General features: G+C 70.9%; 14 protein-coding genes and 2 pseudogenes. 13 read left to right on the top strand and 3 right to left on the bottom strand.

Going from position 1 to position 16030, the window contains the following annotated elements; translation table 11 throughout:
* The first annotated feature begins 52 nt into the window (after window positions 1–52).
* From AC1DU4_RS12155 to prcA, 3 genes and pseudogenes are all read left to right on the top strand, one after another.
* Window positions 53–247 (top strand): ubiquitin-like protein Pup, encoded by a 195-nt coding sequence (locus AC1DU4_RS12155; protein WP_072844720.1) that lies wholly within the window; start codon window positions 53–55, stop codon window positions 245–247.
* Window positions 244–1128 (top strand): proteasome subunit beta, encoded by an 885-nt coding sequence (gene prcB / locus AC1DU4_RS12150; RefSeq protein ID WP_477840111.1) that lies wholly within the window; start codon window positions 244–246, stop codon window positions 1126–1128. Before AC1DU4_RS12155 ends, prcB begins: the two co-directional genes overlap by 4 nt.
* Window positions 1125–1874, top strand: a pseudogene (gene prcA / locus AC1DU4_RS12145) (proteasome subunit alpha); the annotation flags it as partial. The gene prcB and the pseudogene prcA, both read left to right, overlap by 4 nt.
* Window positions 1875–1909: 35 nt before the next feature.
* On the opposite strand, the gene AC1DU4_RS12140 reads toward prcA, so the two are convergent.
* The gene (locus AC1DU4_RS12140) at window positions 1910–3328 is read right to left on the bottom strand and encodes a phosphatase PAP2 family protein (protein ID WP_477840109.1); all 1419 of its coding nucleotides are present in this window, start codon (window positions 3326–3328) and stop codon (window positions 1910–1912) included.
* Between the two features lie 88 nt (window positions 3329–3416).
* Between AC1DU4_RS12140 and pafA the strand changes: the two genes are divergently transcribed.
* From pafA to AC1DU4_RS12105, 7 genes are all read left to right on the top strand, one after another.
* Complete coding sequence (gene pafA, locus AC1DU4_RS12135) at window positions 3417–4775, top strand: Pup--protein ligase (RefSeq protein ID WP_477840107.1); 1359 nt, start codon at window positions 3417–3419, stop codon at window positions 4773–4775.
* A 26-nt stretch (window positions 4776–4801) separates the two neighbouring features.
* A complete protein-coding gene (locus AC1DU4_RS12130) occupies window positions 4802–5812 on the top strand; it encodes a helix-turn-helix transcriptional regulator (protein ID WP_477840105.1) in 1011 nt (336 codons plus the stop codon).
* Window positions 5809–6780, top strand: coding sequence for a helix-turn-helix transcriptional regulator (locus tag AC1DU4_RS12125; protein WP_477840103.1), 972 nt, complete (start codon window positions 5809–5811; stop codon window positions 6778–6780). Before AC1DU4_RS12130 ends, AC1DU4_RS12125 begins: the two co-directional genes overlap by 4 nt.
* Window positions 6781–6854: 74 nt before the next feature.
* On the top strand, window positions 6855–7121 hold the full coding sequence (gene tatA, locus AC1DU4_RS12120) for a Sec-independent protein translocase subunit TatA (RefSeq protein WP_072844714.1): 267 nt from the start codon (window positions 6855–6857) through the stop codon (window positions 7119–7121).
* A gap of 70 nt (window positions 7122–7191) precedes the next feature.
* The gene (gene tatC / locus AC1DU4_RS12115) at window positions 7192–8133 is read left to right on the top strand and encodes a twin-arginine translocase subunit TatC (RefSeq protein WP_477840101.1); all 942 of its coding nucleotides are present in this window, start codon (window positions 7192–7194) and stop codon (window positions 8131–8133) included.
* A 51-nt stretch (window positions 8134–8184) separates the two neighbouring features.
* On the top strand, window positions 8185–10905 hold the full coding sequence (locus tag AC1DU4_RS12110; protein ID WP_477840099.1) for a DEAD/DEAH box helicase: 2721 nt from the start codon (window positions 8185–8187) through the stop codon (window positions 10903–10905).
* Between the two features lie 121 nt (window positions 10906–11026).
* Complete coding sequence (locus AC1DU4_RS12105; protein ID WP_477840097.1) at window positions 11027–11857, top strand: DUF4333 domain-containing protein; 831 nt, start codon at window positions 11027–11029, stop codon at window positions 11855–11857.
* Window positions 11858–11876: 19 nt separating this feature from the next.
* Here the strand turns inward: AC1DU4_RS12105 and AC1DU4_RS12100 are convergent, their stop codons facing one another.
* The gene (locus AC1DU4_RS12100) at window positions 11877–12830 is read right to left on the bottom strand and encodes a 5'-3' exonuclease (RefSeq protein WP_477840095.1); all 954 of its coding nucleotides are present in this window, start codon (window positions 12828–12830) and stop codon (window positions 11877–11879) included.
* A 37-nt stretch (window positions 12831–12867) separates the two neighbouring features.
* Here AC1DU4_RS12100 and AC1DU4_RS12095 point away from each other — a divergent pair, with 37 nt between their 5' ends.
* From AC1DU4_RS12095 to AC1DU4_RS12085, 3 genes are all read left to right on the top strand, one after another.
* Window positions 12868–14007, top strand: a complete 1140-nt coding sequence (locus AC1DU4_RS12095; RefSeq protein ID WP_477840093.1) for a M24 family metallopeptidase — start codon at window positions 12868–12870, stop codon at window positions 14005–14007.
* A gap of 150 nt (window positions 14008–14157) precedes the next feature.
* The gene (locus tag AC1DU4_RS12090; protein WP_477840091.1) at window positions 14158–14637 is read left to right on the top strand and encodes a helix-turn-helix domain-containing protein; all 480 of its coding nucleotides are present in this window, start codon (window positions 14158–14160) and stop codon (window positions 14635–14637) included.
* 138 nt (window positions 14638–14775) lie between these two features.
* A complete protein-coding gene (locus tag AC1DU4_RS12085) occupies window positions 14776–15207 on the top strand; it encodes a DUF6278 family protein (RefSeq protein ID WP_477840198.1) in 432 nt (143 codons plus the stop codon).
* 74 nt (window positions 15208–15281) lie between these two features.
* On the opposite strand, the pseudogene AC1DU4_RS12080 reads toward AC1DU4_RS12085, so the two are convergent.
* A pseudogene (locus tag AC1DU4_RS12080) lies at window positions 15282–15800 on the bottom strand (recombinase family protein).
* Between the last annotated feature and the right edge of the window lie 230 nt (window positions 15801–16030).

Raw genomic sequence — 16030 nt, 5'->3', positions numbered from 1 at the left:
AGACCCGGTGTGCGGGCGCAACTGAGGAAACCTAACGAGGAGGTCGGCGGCTATGGCGCAGGAGCAGACCAAACGCAGCGGCGGTGGCGACGAAGACGACGGCCAGGTCGGCGAGGGAGCGGCCGGTCAGGAACGTCGGGAGAAGTTGGCCGAGGAGACCGACGACCTGCTCGACGAGATCGACGACGTGCTCGAGGAGAACGCCGAGGACTTCGTGCGCGCGTACGTGCAAAAGGGTGGGCAGTGACGGCGGATCACCCGGCGTCGCGCCCCGCACTCGGGGATGAGCGGCTGCGGTACGGCACGCAGCTGTCCTCGTTCTCCGAACATCTGCGTCTGCATGCGCCGGACCTGTTGCCGGAGAACCGGTTCGACGTCGGTCGCTCACTCCGGACCGGGAGTGAGCCGATGAACGCCGCGGACCTGGCACCGCACGGCACCACGATCGTGGCGGTCTCTTTCGAAGGCGGCGTGGTGCTCGCCGGTGACCGCCGCGCCACCATGGGCAACATGATCGCCAGCCGCGACGTGGAGAAGGTGTACGTCACCGACGACTACTCCGCCGCCGGCATCGCGGGCACCGCGGGCGTGGCGATCGAACTCGTCCGCCTGTTCGCGGTCGAGCTCGAGCACTACGAGAAGATCGAAGGGGTGCCGTTGACCTTCGACGGCAAGGCCAACCGGCTGTCCTCGATGGTCCGCGGCAACCTGGGCGCGGCCATGCAGGGGCTGGCTGTGGTGCCGCTGCTGGTCGGCTTCGACCTCGACGCGGCGGATCTGTCCAAGGCCGGCCGAATCGTCTCGTACGACGTGGTCGGCGGACGCTACGAGGAACGCGCCGGATACCACGCGGTGGGCTCCGGGTCGCTGTTCGCGAAGTCGGCGTTGAAGAAGACGTACGACCCGCGGGGCACCGAGGAGGACGCACTGCGCGCCGCGATGGCCGCGCTGTACGACGCCGCCGACGACGACTCCGCGACCGGCGGACCGGACATGACCCGGGGCATCTACCCGACCGCCGTGGTGATCACCGCGGACGGCGCCGTCGAGGTGGCCGCGGCCAGGGCCGCGGAACTGGCCCGGGACGTCGTCACCGCCCGCACCCAGGAAGCAGGTGACATGCCGTGACGATGCCGTACTACGCGTCCGCCGAGCAGATCATGCGCGATCGCTCGGAGCTGGCGCGCAAGGGAATTGCCCGCGGCCGCAGTGTCGTCGTGCTCACCTTCGCGGACGGGGTGCTGTTCGTGGCGGAGAACCCGTCGACGGCGCTGCACAAGGTCAGTGAGCTCTACGACCGGCTCGGGTTCGCCGCCGTCGGCAAGTACAACGAGTTCGAGAACCTGCGGCGGGCCGGCATCATGCATGCCGACATGCGGGGGTACTCCTACGACCGCCGCGACGTCACCGGCCGTTCGCTGGCCAACGCGTATGCGCAGACGCTCGGCGGAATCTTCACCGAGCAGCCCAAGCCGTACGAGGTGGAGCTCTGCGTCGCCGAGGTCGGCCGGGCGGGTCAGGACACGCACGCCCAGCTCTACCGGATCACCTACGACGGGTCCATCGTCGACGAGCAGCGGTTCGTGGTGATGGGCGGCGCGACCGAGCCGATCGCGCTGGCCCTCAAGGACAGCTACCGGCCGGGCCTGGACCTGGCCGCCGCGGTGGACGTGGCGGTCACCGCGCTGCGCAGGGGCACGGTGGTGCCCGGCAGCGGCGACGCGGAGCCGCGCACCATCGGCGTCGAGGCGCTCGAGGTGGCGGTGCTCGACCAGAACCGCCCGCGGCGCGCCTTCAAGCGGATCACCGGCGCCGCACTCGCGGCGCTGCTGCCCGCCGCGACCAAGCCGGAGTCGGCCGCCCGTGGGGAAGCCACGGGCGGTCACCGCCGCGACGTCGTACACGTGCCTCACCGGTACAGGCGCAGCGCCGCGGGCCGGCTCGCGAACCGGAACTCCCGGCCCCGGCCGATCACCTCTCCGTCGGTCGCCAGTGACACCGGGTCGCCCTGCAGCCGCACCGTGACGGTGTCGGTGTTCGCGTGCGCGTACGTCTGCGAGTTCGCCAGGGTGCCGGTGGCCGTCGCCCACAGCAGCCGGGTGCGCGAGAAGCGCCGGTCCGCCCGCAGGTACCGGACGTCGAGCGTGCCCTCGTTCAGGTCCGGTCTCGACAGCGGGACCTGGTCGGACGGCGCGTACCTGCCGTTGCCGACGAACAGCATCCAGATCGAGGTCCGCCGACCGTCCACCGTCGCCGGGATCGGCTCGGCCGAGGCCAGCACCCGGGCCATTGCGGCGGCGGCCGCCGGCCACTTGCCCAGTCGCGGTTCCCACCGCTCACGCAGCCGGACCGCGTCGGGATACCCACCCAGGCTCGCCGTGTTGACGAAGACCGTTGCGGGTTTCCCGTCGCGCAGTACCTCGCCGACATCCACCCGGACCGCGGTGCCCGCCGTCACCGCGTCGCGGGTGGCCTCGACGTCCTCGACGCCGACGTCGCGGGCGAAGTGGTTCAGTGTGCCGCCGGGGAAGACCGCCAACACGAGGTCGTGCCGGAGTGCGGCGTCCACCGCGGTCACGACGGTGCCGTCGCCGCCGCACACCCCGAGCGCGCGGGGCGCCGAGCGTTCGACGGCGGCCTCGAGTTGCGCGTTGACGTCGCCGTCCGGGTCGGCGCGCAGGACGGTGGCGGCCGGCAGCAGACGCTGCAGCTGGTCGCTCGGGTCCTCGTCGGATGCGCCCGAACCCGGGTTGACCAGGATCAACAGGCCGCTGCCGTCGGGCAGGGCGGGGGCGGTCGCGGTGGTGCCGAGGGTGGCGGGCTCGTCCGTCCGGACCGCCCACCAACGGCGGGTGCCGAACGCGACCGCCGCACCGACCACGGCGCCGGCCAGCACGTCCGACGGCCAGTGCACCCCGACGTGGATGCGCGAGTACGCGACCGCGGCGCCGACCGGGGCGAGCGCAACCGCGGCCGCCGGCGACTCCAGGGCCACCCCGGTGACGAAGGCGGCCGCCGAGGCGGCGTGGCCGGACGGGTACGACGACGATGTGGGCACCCGCCGCGGCCGCCGTCCCGGCGCGACGTGCTCCTGGGGCGGTCGGCGCCGCGGGAAAACCGGTTTGAGCACGGCGTTTGTCAGCGCGCTGGCCCCGGCGAGGGACAGCACACCGCGAACGCCCGCACGCCGGGTCCGGCCGCCCACCGCGAACGCGACGGCCCCCACCGCGAACCACAACAGGCCGTGGTCGGCCGCCCGACTGGCCGCGCGCAAGCCGTCGTCGACCCACACCCTCGACTCGACGACGGTCGGTTCCGTGTTCGTCACGGCTCCAGGCTAGGCCGCACTGGTCACCGTTCGATGTCCGTACGCGTGGATCCGGTCAACGAGGCTGTGCGCGTTGTACTCTCGAAGTGTGCAGCGACGAATTATGGGCATAGAGACCGAGTTCGGTGTGACCTGCACCTTCCACGGCCACAGGAGGCTGAGCCCCGACGAGGTGGCCCGCTACCTGTTCCGCCGGGTGGTGTCCTGGGGTCGCAGTTCCAACGTGTTCCTCCGCAACGGCGCACGGCTCTACCTCGACGTCGGATCGCACCCCGAGTACGCGACCGCCGAGTGCGACAGCCTGGGGCAGCTGGTCACCCACGACCGTGCCGGTGAGCGCGTGCTCGAGGACCTGCTCGTCGACGCGGAGGAGCGCCTCGCCGAGGAGGGCATCGGCGGCGACATCTACCTGTTCAAGAACAACACGGACTCCGCGGGCAACTCGTACGGCTGCCACGAGAACTTCCTGGTGGTCCGGGCGGGGGAGTTCTCCCGGATCTCGGACGTGCTGCTGCCGTTCCTCGTGACCCGGCAGCTGATCTGCGGCGCGGGCAAGGTGCTGCAGACCCCGAAGTCCGCCACCTTCTGTCTCTCGCAGCGTGCGGAGCACATCTGGGAAGGGGTCTCCTCGGCGACCACCCGGTCCCGGCCGATCATCAACACCCGCGACGAGCCGCACGCCGACGCCGAGAAGTACCGGCGCCTGCACGTCATCGTCGGCGACTCGAACATGTCCGAGACCACCACCATGCTCAAGGTCGGCTCGGCGGCGCTGGTGCTGGAGATGATCGAGGCCGGCGTCACTTTCCGCGACTTCGCCCTCGACAACCCGATCCGCGCCATCCGTGAGGTCAGCCACGACATGACCGGCAGCCGCCCGGTTCGGCTCGCCGGCGGCCGGCAGGCCAGCGCCCTCGACATCCAGCGTGAGTACCACTCGCGGGCGGTCGAGCACCTGCGCACCCGTGAACCCGACCCGTACGTGGAGCAGGTGGTGGACCTGTGGGGCCGCGCGCTCGACGCCGTGGAGGCGCAGGACTTCGCGAAGGTCGACACCGAGATCGACTGGGTGATCAAGCGCAAGCTCTTCCAGCGGTACCAGGACAAGTACGGCATGGAACTGTCGGACCCGAAGATCGCCCAGCTAGACCTCGCCTACCACGACATCAAGCGGGGGCGCGGCGTCTTCGACCTGCTCCAGCGCAAGGGTCTGGCCAAGCGGGTCACCGAGGACGAGCAGATCGACGAGGCCGTCAACACCCCGCCGCAGACCACCCGGGCCAAGCTGCGCGGCGAGTTCATCTCCGCGGCCCAGGACGCGGGCCGGGACTTCACCGTCGACTGGGTGCACCTCAAGCTCAACGACCAGGCCCAGCGGACCGTGCTGTGCAAGGACCCGTTCCGGTCGGTCGACGAGCGCGTCGAGCGCCTGATCGCCTCCATGTGAGCGTGGTGTGGCTAGGCTGCTGACCCGTGGCGATCAGCAAAGTCGAGCGGTTGATGAATCTGGTCATCTGCCTGCTCGCGACGCGGCAGTTCCTGACGGCCGAGAAGATCCGGCACCTCGTCGCCGGGTACGACGAGGAATCCAACTACGACGCCTTCAGTCGGATGTTCGAGCGGGACAAGAACGAGCTGCGTGACCTGGGCGTGCCGCTCGAGACGGGGCAGGCCTCCCGCTTCGGCACCGTCGAGGGCTACCGGATCAACCGCGACGCCTACGAACTGCCCGACATCGACCTCACCAGCGAGGAGGCCGCCGCGGTCGCGATCGCGGTGCAGCTGTGGGAGTCGCCGGAGCTGACCTCCGCCGCACAGGGCGCGCTGATGAAGTTGCGCGCCGCGGGCGTGGTCGTCGACCAGGACCCGGCCGCGCCCGTGGTGACCGCACTGCCGGCCCGCACCCGCGGCTCCGAACCGGCGCTGGAGAAGCTGCTGGCCGCGGTGGACGCCGGACGCGCCGTCCGCTTCGAGCACCGCCCGGCGCGCAACGAGCCTTACCGGACCCGGACCGTCGAGCCCTGGGGTGTGGTCACCCACGACGGCCGCTGGTACCTCGTCGGGCACGACGTCGACCGCGACGCCACCCGCACGTTCCGGCTCTCCCGGATCGGCGACGACGTCGTCGCGTTCGGCCCCGAGAACGCGGTGCACAAGCCGGCCGGCGTCGACCTCCGGGCGATGGTCGACCGGATCGTCGGCACCGGGGGCGTCGCGGGCACCGCGACGGTGGTGGTCCGCGACGGCCGGGCCCAGGAACTGCGGCGGCTGGGCCGGGCGGTGTCGAGGCGGACCGTCGGCGACTGGGACGGGACGGTGCTCGAGGTGCCGGTCCGGTCCTGGGACTGGGTGGCCCGGCTGATCGCCGGATACGGGGAGGACGCGCTGGTGCTGGCACCGCCGGACCTGCGTGGGGACGTGATGGACAAGCTGCGGGCGGCCGCAGTGGTGGGGGAGAACCCGGGTATGGAGACTGCTCGATGAGTCAGCTGTCGCGACGGCTGTCCCGGCTGCTGAACATGGTCCCGTACTTCGCGGCGAACCCGGGGATCAGCGCGGCCGAGGCCGCCGCGGAGCTCGGGGTGAGCACCACCCAGCTGATGAGCGACCTGAACCAGCTGTGGATGTGCGGGCTGCCCGGCTACGGCCCCGGCGACCTGATCGACCTGTCGTTCTCCGAGGAGAGCATCCAGGTCACCTTCTCCGCCGGCATCGACCGCCCGTTGCGCCTGACGTCCACGGAGGCGACGGCGTTACTGGTGGCGCTGCGCTCGCTGGTGGAGATGCCCGGCACCGCGGACCCGACGGCCGTGCAGGGCGCGATCGCCAAGATCGAGTCCGCGGCGGGCACAGCCGCGGGTGGTACCCACGCCGCGCCGCCCGTCGAGCCGGAGGACCCGATCGCCGCGACGGTCCGGGCCGCGGTCGGCCGTGGCCGGGCCCTGGACCTGACCTACTTCTCCGCCTCTCGCGACGCGGTGACCCGACGGGTGGTGGACCCGGTGCGGATCGTGCTGATGGACAACCACAGCTACCTGCAGGCCTGGTGCCGTCAGGCCGAGGGCGTCCGGATGTTCCGGTTCGACCGGATCGACGCGGCGACCCAGTTGGACGAACCGGCGCGGCCCCCGCAGGAGGCGCTCGACGATTCGCACGCGACGGACCTGTTCCACGACGACGACACCCTGCCGCAGGCCCGGCTCGCCGTCGCCGCGGACCACGCCTGGGTGATGGACTACTACCCGATGACCGACGTGCGGGTGGCCGCCGACGGGTCGATCGAGGCCTCGATGCGGTACGGGTCGCTGGAGTGGATGGCCCGGTTGATGGCCGGCTTCGGGCTCGGGGTTCGGGTACTCGGCCCCGAGGAGCTCTCGGTCGCGGTACGGTCCCGTGCGAGCGCCGCGTTGGCGGCCTATTCTCAGTCCGCTGACGGATCCACTTCCGGATAAATCGGTCACTCACGACCGAGAACGCGGGCCATCGGTCCGGTAGCATCGAACCAACTAAGTCTCTGGAGGTAGAAATGGGCGGATTGCAGCCCACGCACTGGATCATCGTCGCAGTGGTGCTCGTCATCCTGTTCGGCTCGAAGAAGCTGCCCGACGCCGCTCGCGGCCTCGGACGGTCGCTGCGGATCTTCAAGAGCGAGGTCAAGGAGATGCAGAACGACGGCACTCCCGCGGCCGCCGCGCCTGCGGCCCCGGCCGTGACCCCGCAGTTGCCCGCCGTCACCCCGGTGACGGCCGAGGCGGCGCCGGTCACCCCGCAGACCGAACCTCGTACGTCCTAGTCCCGTACCCGACCTGGCCCGGGATGCTGCTGTGTCCCGGGCCGACGGCTGACCAGAACTAGGGTCCAYAGTGCGAATCCCCTTCGACCCGCGCCAGAGCAAGCGCAGGGTCAATCCCGACGGCACCATGTCGCTGGTCGAACACCTCTACGAGTTGCGTACCAGGCTGCTGCTGGCGCTCCTTGCGGTGCTGGTGACGACGGCTTTCGGCTTCTTCTGGTACGGACACCAGATCCTCGGACTCGAGAGCCTGGGCGACCTGCTGCGCGGCCCGTACTGCTCGCTGCCGGAGTCCAGCCGCGCCGAGATCAGCCCCGACGGCAGTTGCCGCCTGCTGGCCACCGGGCCGTTCGACCAGTTCATGCTGCGGTTCAAGGTCGCGCTGGCCGCGGGCATCGTGCTGGCCTGCCCGGTGTGGCTCTACCAGCTGTGGGGTTTCATCACCCCCGGTCTGCACGACAAGGAACGCCACAACGCGATCGGCTTCGTGACCGCCGGCGCGGCCCTGTTCGTGACCGGCGCGGTGCTGGCCTACGTGGTCGTCGCGCAGGCGTTGAGCTTCCTGCTCACCATCGGCGACACCGTCCAGGTGACCGCGCTCAGCGGCAACGAGTACTTCGGGTTCATCATCAACCTGCTGATCATCTTCGGCGTCAGCTTCGAGATCCCGCTGATCATCGTGGCGCTGAACTTCGTCGGGGTGCTCCCGTACGAGAAGCTCAAGGCCTGGCGTCGGGGGCTGATCTTCGCGCTGTTCGTCTTCGCGGCGTTCGCCACTCCCGGCTCGGACCCGTTCTCGATGCTGGCGCTGGCGCTGGCGCTCACCGTCCTCTTCGAGTTCGCGGTACAGATCGCCCGCGTCCACGACAAGCGCAAGGCACGCCGGCAGGCCGCCGAGGGCTGGGGCGGGCTCGACGACGAGGAGGCCTCGCCGCTGGGCGAGACCGCGCCGATCGACAAGGCGGACGCGGTCAGCGCGCCGTCGTCCGGCGACTTCTCCGACACCCTGTGACGGCGCACATGTCGGTCGCAGTCCGCGACCGACATGTGACAGCCTGACGGGGTGGAACTAGAGGTCTTCGCGGCGCAGCTGAAATTTTCCCTTGATCGCTTCCAGTCCGAGGCGTGCCGTGCCCTGGAGGCCGGTCACGGGGTGCTGGTGTGCGCCCCGACCGGCGCGGGCAAGACCGTGGTCGGCGAGTTCGCCGTGCACCTCGCGTTGGTCTCCGGGCGCAAGTGCTTCTACACCACCCCGATCAAGGCGCTGAGCAACCAGAAGTACGCCGAACTGGTGGAGCGCTACGGCAAGGCCTCGGTGGGCCTGCTCACCGGTGATTCGAGCATCAACCCGCAGGCGCCGGTGGTGGTGATGACCACCGAGGTGCTGCGCAACATGCTGTACGCGGACTCCGACCTGCTGCGTGGGCTCTCGCACGTGGTGATGGACGAGGTGCACTACCTGGCGGACCGGTTCCGCGGCGCCGTGTGGGAAGAGGTGATCCTGCACCTGTCCGAGGACGTGCGACTGGTGAGCCTGTCGGCGACCGTGAGCAACGCCGAGGAGTTCGGGTCGTGGATGGCGACCGTGCGCGGCGACACCGAGGTGATCGTCGACGAGGTGCGGCCGGTCCCGCTCTGGCAGCACATCATGGTCGGCCGGCGCATGTTCGACCTGTTCGACAACGACACGCAGGCCCAGGACCCCGCCGCACGCCTGGTCGTGGACCGCGAGCTGGTGCGGCACCTCAAGCAGCGGGAGGCGGCGGCCCGGCTCGAGTCGTGGGAGCCGCGGGGCCGGGTGCGTGGCGGTCGCGGTGGCAACACCAACTACCGCCCGCCGGCCCGGCCGGAGGTGATCGCCCGGCTCGACGAGGACGGCCTGCTGCCCGCCATCACCTTCATCTTCAGTCGCGCCGGCTGTGATGCCGCGGTCGCGCAGTGCCTGCGCTCCCGGCTGAAGCTGACCACCGAGGAGCAGGCCGCCGAGATCGCCGAGATCATCGACCGTCACACCGGCGCGCTGCCGAAGGCAGACCTCGCGGTGCTCGGCTACTGGGAGTGGCGCGAGGGCATCGAACGCGGCATCGCCGGGCACCACGCCGGCATGCTGCCCGCGTTCCGGCACGCCGTCGAGGAACTGTTCGTCAAGGGGCTGGTGCGGGCGGTGTTCGCCACCGAGACGCTGGCGCTGGGGATCAACATGCCGGCCCGCACGGTGGTGCTCGAGCGGCTGGTCAAGTACAACGGCGAGACGCACGCGGAGCTGACGCCCGGCGAGTACACCCAGCTCACCGGCCGGGCGGGCCGCCGCGGCATCGACATCGAGGGACATGCGGTGGTGCTCTGGCAGCCGGGGATCGAGGCCACCGAGGTGGCCGGCCTGGCCTCCACCCGGACCTTCCCGCTGCGCAGCTCGTTCCGGCCGGCGTACAACATGTCGATCAACCTGATCGACCGGATGGGCGCACGGGAGTCCCGCTCGCTGCTGGAGCGGTCGTTCGCGCAGTACCAGGCCGACCGTTCGGTGGTCGGGCTGGTCCGCACCGTCGAACGCAACGAGGCGGCGCTGGCCCAGCTCGCCGACCAACTCGGCGGCGTCGACGGCGAGTTCTTCGAGTACGCGCAGCTGCGCGGGCGGGTGCGCGCCCGTGAGCGTCAGCTCGAACGTCAGGGCCGCACGGATCGCAGGCAGGACGCGGTCGAGTCGCTGACCGCGCTGCGCCGCGGCGACGTCATCGCCATCCCGGTCGGACGACGCTCCGGACTCGCCGTCGTGCTCGAGGTCGACTCCGACGCGACCGACCCCCGGCCGTTGGTGCTCACCGAGGACAAGTGGGCCGGCCGGGTCTCCGCGGCCGAGTTCCCGATGCCCGCGAAGGCGCTCGGCACCATGCGGCTGCCGAAGTTCGTCGACCACCACACCGCCCGCAGCCGCCGCGACCTCGCCGCCGCGCTGCGCAGCACCGGCATCGTCGCGCCGGGCCGGTACGGCAAGCGGCGTTCGCCCGCGTCGAGCGACCGGGAGCTGGCGACGCTGCGGCGGGCCCTGCGCTCGCACCCGTGTCACAGCTCGCCGGATCGTGAGCAGCTGAACCGGATCGGCGAGCGGTACAACAAGCTCGCCCGCGAGACCGAGACGCTGCGGCAGAAGGTCGCCGCGACCACCAACTCGCTGGCGCGCACCTTCGACCGGATTCTCGGCCTGCTCGGCGAGCGGGACTACATCGAACAGGGCGAACTGGGCGCCGCCGGCGCAACCGGCCACGGCATCACCGAGAACGGGCAGCGGCTGGCTCGGATCTACTCGGAGAGCGACCTGCTGGTGGCCGAGTGCCTGCGCCACGGCGCCTGGAAGGGGCTCGGTCCGGCCGAACTCGCCGCGGTGGTGTCGAGCATGGTCTACGAGTCGCGTCAGGACGGGGACGTCGGCGACCGCGGACCCACCGGCCCGATCCGGCATGCGCTCGGCGAGACCGTGCAGTTGTGGTCCGCGCTGCGGGCCGACGAGGTCCGGCACCGGCTGCCGTTGACCCGGGAGCCCGACCTGGGGTTCGTCACCGCCGTCTACAAGTGGGCACGCGGCGAACCGCTCGTCGACGCGCTGCTGGCGGCCGGGGACCGTGGCCAGGCCCTGTCGGCGGGCGACTTCGTCCGGTGGTGCCGGCAGGTGATCGACCTGCTCGACCAGGTGCACTCGACCGCGCCCGACCCCGAGGTGCGGTCCGCGGCATCGAAGGCGGTCGGCGCGATCCGCAGGGGTGTCGTCGCCGTCGACGCGGCCTGAGCGTGCCGGATGTGATTGGATTCGGGCGCTGTCGAAACATCGGGCCGCCGAGGGGTTGTCGCGCCCGACGCGTTGCGGCGGGGGAGCAAGGACGACGGGCGAGCACCCGAGTGGAGGCACGATGAACGATCAGTTCGACGCCGGCAGCACCGACGGGCAGGCCGCGCAGGACCAGCAGTGGGCGCAGCGTCCCGACGCGCCACAGCCTCAGCCGGCGGACGCGGCGCCCGTGCCCACACCGGCCCCGCCGCAGTGGGACCAGCAGGCCTGGGGTGGTCAGGTGCCGCCGCACGCCCCGCCGCCCCAGATGCCGGCAGAGCCGTTTCCCGCGCAGCCGTTCCCCGGGCAGCAGCAGTTTCCGCCCGCGCAGTACCCGGGTCAGCAGTTCCCTCCGGCACAGTTCCCGCCGGCGGGATTCCCGGGTGGCCAGTACCCGCAGCCGGGCCCGTTCCCGACCGGACAGGTCCCGCAACCCCAGTACGCGCAGCCGCAGTTCCMGCCGCCCCAGTACGCCGGTGCGCAGTTTCCGCAGCAGCCGTACCCGGGACAGCCGCTGCCGGGCCAGTACCTCCCGCCCGGTCAGTACCCGGTGGCGCAGCCCCCGTACCCGGCGGCGCCGCCCGAGCACGGCCCGGCCAAGTCCTCCGTGTCGAAGTGGGTGGGCATCGGCATCGTCGCCCTCCTGCTGGTCGGCGGTGTCGTCGCCGCGGTGCTCGGCACCCAGGGCACCACCCTGGACCGGGCGGCGGCGGAGCAGGGCGTCGCCCAGGTGCTGGCGGACTCGTACGGGGCCACCGGCGTCGCCGACGTCGCCTGCCCCGCCGGGCAGAAGGTGGTCAAGGACGCCACCTTCACCTGCACGCTGACCGTCAAGGGAAACCCGCAGMAGGTCACCGTCACGTTCACCGACGACGAGGGCACCTACGTGGTCGGCCGGCCGACCACGCCCTGACCGGCGGGCCGGTCACCGGTCACGCCTGACGCGGCGCCGCCATCGCCTTGACCAGTCGGCCGACGGACGTCTCGATCGCGAGGTCGGCGGCCAGTTCGGCCAGCCGGTCCGGGTCCACCGGCGCGGCGGCCAGCAGGTCCGGCCGCGACAACGTCACGTCGGCGTCGGTGAGCACCCGCACCACCGGCAGCGCCGCGTCGAGGTAGTCCGCCGAGGCCGTCAGCTTAGCCCGAATTCCCTTGGCCAGACCGGACTCCGGGTCCGCCACCGCATCCCGCAGTGCCGCCACGGAGCCGTACTCGAGCAGCAACGCGGACGCGGTCTTCTCGCCGACGCCCTTCACACCGGGCAGGCCGTCGGACGGGTCGCCGCGCAGCAGGGCCAGTTCCGCGTAACCGGGCCCGGGACGCCCGGCCGGGACCCCGTACTTCTCGGCGACCTCGACGGGGCCGAACAGTTCGGCCTTGGCCAGTCCGCGGCCCACGTAGAGCACCCGCACCGGCACCGGCTCGTCGGCGACCACCTGCAGCAGGTCCCGGTCCCCGCTCACCACGACCACGGTGTCCTCGCGTTCGCGGGCGGCGAGCGTGCCGAGCACGTCGTCCGCCTCGCACCCCGGCGCGCCCGCGGTGGCGATCCCCGCCGCGGCCAGCACGTCGAGGATCATCGGGACCTGCGGGGTCAGGGTGTCCGGCACCTCCTCGACGTCCGGGCCCTGCTCGTGTTYGGCTGCCACGCGGTGAGCCTTGTACGACGGCACCGCGTCCACCCGGAACTGCGGGCGCCAGTCCAGGTCCAGGCAGACCGCGAGCCGGGACGGCTGGTGCCGGGTGATCAGCGAGGCGACCATGTCGGTGAACCCGCGCACCGCGTTGACCGGTCGGCCGTCCTTCGCCGTGAACGATTCGGGCAGTGCGTAATACGCGCGGAACCACAGGCTTGCGCCGTCGAGGAGAAGGAGGGGGCCAGTCATGCCGCTCATCCTGCCAAACATCGCTAGCCTCAGTGTCATGAGTGCACAGAGCTCCTCGACAGGACGATTCCCGACCGCCGTATACGGCGAGCGCCTGCGCCGCGCCGCCGAGCTCACCGCGGCCGCCGGACTCGATGCGCTGCTCATCACCCCGGGCCCGGACCTGCGGTACCTGCTGGGCTCGCGGGCCGACTCGTTCGAGCGGCTCACCTGCCTGGTGGTGCCGGCCGACGGGAGTGCCGCGTCGGTGGTGGTCCCGCGCCTGGAGCTCGCCGCGCTCGGCGACTCGGCGACCGCGGAACTGGGCCTGTCGGTGCGGGACTGGGTGGACGGCGTGGACCCGTACGCGCTGGTCGGGTCGCTGCTGCCGACGCCGAGCCGCACGGCGGTCGCGGAGGCGATGCCGGCCCTGCACGTGATTCCGCTGACCGCGGCCCTCGGCGCACCGCCGGTGCTGGCCACCGGGGTGCTGCGCGAGCTGAGAATGCTCAAGGACGAGGCCGAGATCGAGGCACTGCGCCGGGCGGGCGCGGCGATCGACCGGGTGCACGCGCGGATGGGGCAGTGGCTGCGGGCCGGTCGCACCGAGGCCGAGGTGGCCGCGGACATCGGCGCCGCGATCGTCGAGGAGGGCCACACCGGCGCCGAGTTCATCATCGTCGGGTCCGGTCCGCACGGCGCCGACCCGCACCACGAGGTGTCGGACCGGGTGATCGAGTCCGGTGACATCGTGGTGATCGACATCGGCGGCCCGGTGGAGCCGGGCTACAACTCCGACTCCACCCGCACCTACAGCCTGGGCGAGCCCAGCCCGGAGATCGCGGAGCAGTTCGCCGTGCTCGAGCGGGCCCAGCGCGCCGCGGTGGACGCGGTCCGGCCGGGGGTCACCGCGGAGTCGGTCGACGCCGCGGCCCGCGACGTGCTCGCCGCCGCCGGGCTCGCGGAGGTCTTCGTGCACCGCACCGGCCACGGCATCGGCCTGTCGGTGCACGAGGAGCCGTACATCGTGGCGGGCAACAGGATCGAGCTAGCCGAGGGCATGGCGTTCAGCATCGAACCGGGCATCTACTTCCGCGGCCGGTGGGGCGCACGGATCGAGGACATCGTGGTGGTGACGGCCTACGGCTGCGAGTCGATGAACCTGCGTCCGCACGGTCTGACGGTCCTCGGCGGGTAGCGCGGTCCGACACCCGCCGCGATCCTTGACGGCGCCCGTCTGGGGGGACTTGACGGCGCCCGTCTGGGGGACTTGTCGCCCCGACTGGATTGAACCCCTTACCCTTTCCACCTGCGGTTATAGGATTGCCTATAGCGCAACGGGGAGAAGATGCCGATCATCATGGGTCTCGATCACGAGCAGCAGCAGCTCTACCGCGGGCTGGCACAAGACAAGGCCCGCGAGAAGGTGGCGCGGATCAACTACCTGCGGCACCTGCGCCAGCTCTACGAGTCGGGGCTGACGCAGACCGACCTTGCTCGGATCGCGGACGTGAGCCAGCCGACCATCAGCGACCTCCTCAAGCGAGCCCGCGTCGAGGCCCTCGACGTCCGGCCCGGTACGCACGGAGGCACCGCATACGAGATCGCCGCCCGGTACGCCGCGGGAGAGATCGACCGCGTGACGCTGCGGCGCGAGTTGATCGAGTGGACCTACGAGAAGCCCGGCGCCCCGAGCCCCTTCCCGCACGCCAACGACGCCCCTCCGATCACCGAGGGCGGGTTCAACAACCAGGTCGGCCGAGCCCTCGACGAGGGACTCCTCGACGACGAGGACTACGACGCCGTTCTCGACGCCCTGGCCGACTGACCCGCCGCGTCTCCCGAGCAGATCGAGTCCCGTCGTGCCTGGCTCGCCTCACCCTGACCCCGAACGCACCACACACGACGATCTTGTCCGGGAAGAACAGCCGTGCGCCGACGCCGGGTGTCCGATACTGGGTTCGTGATGCGACTTGTTCAGCGGGTGTTTCGTTTTGGACCCAAGTACGGCATCGCTCGCGGGATCGCTCTGTATGTCCGTGATCGAGATATCGAGGGGCAGCCCCTCCATCCGGACGAGCTGCCCCAATGGATGGCTGCCCGCGGCGAGCAGCTGAGTAACTCGGTGGAAGGTCTGGACGCCATCGATGCTGCCATCGATGCTTGGTCGCGTGACCCAGAGATCAGTCCGATGTTGGGCAACGAGATTGGCCAGTTTCTTGGTGTCGTGCTTGTCGATCAGGTCGAGGGCGCACGATGGCATGCCTGGCCGAACGGCCATCCGGTGGTGCGCCTAGCCAATGATCGGGACGTCGACGTCATCGCGATCGCACGCGATCGGATCTCGACTGGGGCCCCGCGATTGGCGACTGTCCTGTGCCAAGCACGCGGGACCTGAGGCTCGGTTCTCTCCGACTCGTTGTGCGCGCTGGTTAGCCGGGCCGGTCTCGATAGGTGAACACCGCGCCGGCCCTAGCCGAGATGCCGGTACAGGGTGCTCCGCGCGACCTCGAGCACCTCGGCGACCTCCGACATGGGCACGCCCTCTGCGCGCATCTTCTTGGCTTGTCGCTTCTTCGCGGGGGTGAGCGCGGCCGGACGGCCCCGACGCGGCCGCGCTCGCGGGCCGCCGCGAGGCTGGCGACTGTCCTCTCGCGGATGAGGCTGCGCTCGAAATCTGCGAGGCACCGAAGATGAGCCGCCCGCCCGCGGTCGAGGTGTCAATGGACTCGGTCAGAGAACGGAAGGCGACGCCGCGCTGCTCGAGCTCGGCGATGGTCTCGATTAGGTGGGGGAGGCTTCGCCCGAGTCTGTCGAGCCGCCACACGACGAGGGTGTCGCCGGGCCGCAGTACATCCATGAGGGCAGCGAGTTCCGGCCGGACGGGATGTCGGTCCACACCTTTAAACAGCCCGCGGCGCTCAGAGCGTCGCTCTGAAGATCGAGGTTCTGGTCGGCGGTCGAGACGCGGGCGTAGCCCAATAGTGTGATTCGCGGCGTTAGGTGGCGGTGTTCTCGCCTCGTTCCTTGGCGTTCGGAGAGGGGGATGACCGCCGACAGCTCTTCACGATCCGCCGTGCACGCGGGTCCTGTAGGACGATCGCTATTCCGGACAGATGGTTTGTTGTCAGCTTCCTACAAGAGCTTCAGTCGGCGGGTCGAGACGGTTCCGCCCGTCGTCCGCTTCTCCTATCCTTATTGGGTATCCATGTCCCGATGGC

The sequence above is a fragment of the Rhodococcus sp. P4_F5 genome, from assembly GCF_056401315.1.
This window is presented reverse-complemented; position numbering and strand designations above follow the sequence as displayed.

Coding starts and splice junctions, on each gene's coding strand:
- AC1DU4_RS12125 (WP_477840103.1), top strand. CDS start 5,809: ATGAGTCAGCTGTCGCGACGGCTGTCCCGGCTGCTGAACATGGTCCCG.
- AC1DU4_RS12085 (WP_477840198.1), top strand. CDS start 14,776: ATGCGACTTGTTCAGCGGGTGTTTCGTTTTGGACCCAAGTACGGCATC.
- AC1DU4_RS12155 (WP_072844720.1), top strand. CDS start 53: ATGGCGCAGGAGCAGACCAAACGCAGCGGCGGTGGCGACGAAGACGAC.
- tatA (WP_072844714.1), top strand. CDS start 6,855: ATGGGCGGATTGCAGCCCACGCACTGGATCATCGTCGCAGTGGTGCTC.
- AC1DU4_RS12090 (WP_477840091.1), top strand. CDS start 14,158: ATGCCGATCATCATGGGTCTCGATCACGAGCAGCAGCAGCTCTACCGC.
- AC1DU4_RS12095 (WP_477840093.1), top strand. CDS start 12,868: ATGAGTGCACAGAGCTCCTCGACAGGACGATTCCCGACCGCCGTATAC.